This is a genomic window from Xylanibacter sp., assembly GCF_057607445.1.
Map to the genome: position 1 here is coordinate 1 of NZ_DBLZAX010000035.1, position 3,176 is coordinate 3,176.

The 3,176-nt window shown below is 45.8% G+C and carries 3 protein-coding genes; all 3 read right to left on the reverse strand.

The window, feature by feature from the left end; genetic code table 11:
* Window positions 1–246 precede the first annotated feature (246 nt).
* Window positions 247–1,551, reverse strand: a complete 1,305-nt coding sequence (locus ACZMIG_RS14575; protein WP_487889749.1) for a hypothetical protein — start codon at window positions 1,549–1,551, stop codon at window positions 247–249.
* A gap of 192 nt (window positions 1,552–1,743) precedes the next feature.
* A complete protein-coding gene (locus tag ACZMIG_RS14580; RefSeq protein WP_487889750.1) occupies window positions 1,744–2,667 on the reverse strand; it encodes a DUF932 domain-containing protein in 924 nt (307 codons plus the stop codon).
* A 45-nt stretch (window positions 2,668–2,712) separates the two neighbouring features.
* Window positions 2,713–3,003: a DUF4120 family protein gene (locus tag ACZMIG_RS14585; RefSeq protein WP_487889751.1), complete on the reverse strand. Its 291-nt coding sequence runs from the start codon at window positions 3,001–3,003 to the stop codon at window positions 2,713–2,715.
* Window positions 3,004–3,176: the final 173 nt, after the last annotated feature.

Sequence of the window (3,176 nt, forward strand, 5' to 3'; positions counted from 1 at the left end):
GTGCCACATGAACAAAGAATGAAGAAAACTATTGGGATAATATAATATATCGTTTTCATTTGAGGAAATCTATTTGTGAATAATATTATAGCTTCAGTAATTCATAACAATGGCAATCAACAAAGCGGCCGTTCTTGAAGCAGGCTTTTCTGAGGATGCCGCACTTATGGGAGCCGGCTTTTTCGAGAACCTTCCACGGCCTGCTTGACGGCTTCCGACATTATGCTCTTGAATTATTTTTCCATATTATAATGATTGAGAAGTCAGCAAAAAGTTAAGTTGATCCCCAACTCCTGCATGGCTTTCATTGAGCATGTCGATGAAGTCCGTATATTTCAACGGATACTTTCCCGCATACTCCTTATAGAACCCGGATATGACGCTCATCAGTTCACCGTATCCTATCTGTTCCGCAATACGGATCAGCGCCAGAGGACCTTTTCTGTAAATCACGGTATTATTGTTGTTTGTCACGACATTGACGACAGGTTCATCCTGCGGGGTTCCCTTGATTTTCTCGTATTCCGACTGGCACCAGTCAAGTTGGGTTTCGTAGTATGCGTTGCCACAGACATACCGGATAAACATGAGGGTCATGAACTCATTCAGCGTCTCTTTGATGAAATAGGCACCAGGTTGTCCGTCATCAATGAGCAGCGTCCATTCCCCCAGCCACCGGTGCCCGATTTCGTGCATCAGCGGATATATGTCGGGTTTTGTGGAGAACTTCTCCTGCGAAGCGGAGATGAAACCGATATTGTATCTGTTGCTGAACCCTTCTCCGTTATGGAACAGATACACGGGAAGAGCCGTCACATTCCGCTCTGCGGAAATATAGTCTTCTCCATAGACTTTGCCAAAAAATACGATAGCGGCTTGAGTCAGTACAAGCAGTTCTTCATACCTCTCCCTGCCGCACTGCATGTCCTTGATCTGGTAGATAGACAGCTTGCCCGGGATGTATTCATCTGTCCGTTGATAAGCTTCATCGCGTATGAAGGCCAGCGTCAACGACTGCGACAGGATATGGTTCAATTTGCCGCTGTATTTAGTGGTATCGCCCGAATCCAGCGGGTATGAACAGATAAGGGAAAGTGAATCCGGTGTTTCCGCATTCAAGGCTACATCCATGAAAGTATTCGGTACATAAGGATAGAAATATTCTCCGAAACTTGTCTCCCACAATTCCGCATCCCCTTTCCCATAAATGAAAAATGAGGAAAGATTTGTATAGTTGTAGGCCATGCTGACGGAAATTTTCTGCGACGACACTTTCCGGAACACTATACTCTTGGATTCCCTGTGCAATTCATATTCAAAATCTCCACTATTGATATTCAAGTTGTCAATGGAGAATTCCTGACCGCCCCCGAAATTCATGGATACGCTGTCCTTGTCCTGGAAATCCAGCGAGAAAGAACATTTGACATGAAGATTGGAGGCTTCCTGATTCACCTTGCTGATGTCAAGCGTATAATTTTTGACTTCTTCTGCCATTGCAACCCGGCACAACAGCAGAATCAATGCAGCAATGAAACATATTCTTCTCATAAATTTTCTACATGCTTTTCTTTATTATGCCCCTAAAGATACGCATAATCCACAAATTCACTGTATTGGATTAACCTTTTTGTTCTTCTGAATCATAGATTAATTAAAATAGGGAAAACCTTTCGGCTATATCCGTCAGGTTCTCCCTTACTTACGTTTGTTTTTCCAAATAACTGTTGTGATTAGTTTGAGTTAACTTATCAAAACCGCATCCTGTATTTCCATCTCTGCCGGCAGACGGGAAAGCAGGAGTTCCGCCATTGCCCCGTTCTGCGGAATCAGTGCCGGGAAGTCTGTTTTGCCAGGCTTATATATTTCAGTCGCTACGTTATACAAGTCCCAAGCGGTAACCTGTCCCTTTTCGCGGACCAGTTTCAGCACCTCTTCCGTGAAGATGGAAATCTGGCTCTGGTTAAGCGGGTAGGTTTCCACGGAGGATGACAGGTTCCTGTCCGAACTGTCATGGGAGACACGCAATGCTGTCAGCAGCCCGATATACATATACACTTCCTCCAGTGAGACGATTCTGCGTTTCAGTCGCTGAATCCTTGCGATGTCCTCGTTCATGTTCACCTCGAAGTTTGCCAGCCATCCGTCCACCGTCTCGAATACCCCTTCCGTTGTCACCTTGTTCTTTCCGTAATTGCAGATGCTCCTTTCCGGCGAGAGGATACACTGGTTATGGCATACTTTCACGCACGGGCCTATGGCAGCCTGTATGCCGTCCTGATGATAGGCGACAACCAGCGTAGTTGTCAGCTCGTCCGTTTCCCAGTCCTTGATCCGGATGGTAGCGAAGATGCGTCGGAGGATGTGGGCTTCCACTGCTTTTTCACCAAGTGTCTGTTCCACCTGCGGGAGAATGCTCACTCCCGGCTGTGTCTTGTTCCTATTCTGTGCCGCAAAGATTTCTTCCACCTCGTAATCGAGGTTGTATTTCTCGCAAATGTCCATCATACGCTGCAGGACCTGGTAGTGATAGATGCCTTGGACAGGCTTGCCGTAGATGTCATTTTCTTTGTAGGTACGCTGGAGAGTCTCGAAGTTCATTACTTCGATTCCGTTGTTCTGAAAATCAAACTGCTGTTGTTTTTCCAATACTGCCATTGCTTCCATAATCTTGAATTTTATAAAGTTAATACTATGATTGTCTATCTTTTTTCAGGTATGTATCTGCCATCCGTGGAACGGTTCAAGTGTCACGGCGAAGGATTGGTCGGGTATTCCGTGATAGAGCAGACCGCCTACAATGCCGATGCTTCCATCTGGATAGCGTTGCGTGAAGCCGAACGAGTACGGGGCATGGTCATAATAGAGCGAGATTTCGCTTGGATGGTCTAGGTTCTCCTCCCATTTTTTCAGTCTGTCCAGACAATTCTGGAGTGATGTGTCACCGATGGATTCGGCGTAACGCTTTACATTCTGGAAATGTTCTTCATTCAGGATTTTCATGACTCATTGTATTTTATCTGTTAAACACTTCCGGCTCCGGGAGCCGGTATTTTTTATTTTTCACCTGCCTGACTGTCCCGTGACCGTACCCGCAAGGTTTGGCGAAAGAAAATACCGCAGCCATCGGCGAGGATGATTTTCTTTCAGCCAACCCCATAGGGGCCTGACCTTGT

Bases quoted from the DNA above. Each gene is read 5' to 3' on its own strand.
- ACZMIG_RS14575 (WP_487889749.1), bottom strand. From the start codon at position 1,551: ATGAGAAGAATATGTTTCATTGCTGCATTGATTCTGCTGTTGTGCCGG.
- ACZMIG_RS14580 (WP_487889750.1), bottom strand. From the start codon at position 2,667: ATGGAAGCAATGGCAGTATTGGAAAAACAACAGCAGTTTGATTTTCAG.
- ACZMIG_RS14585 (WP_487889751.1), bottom strand. From the start codon at position 3,003: ATGAAAATCCTGAATGAAGAACATTTCCAGAATGTAAAGCGTTACGCC.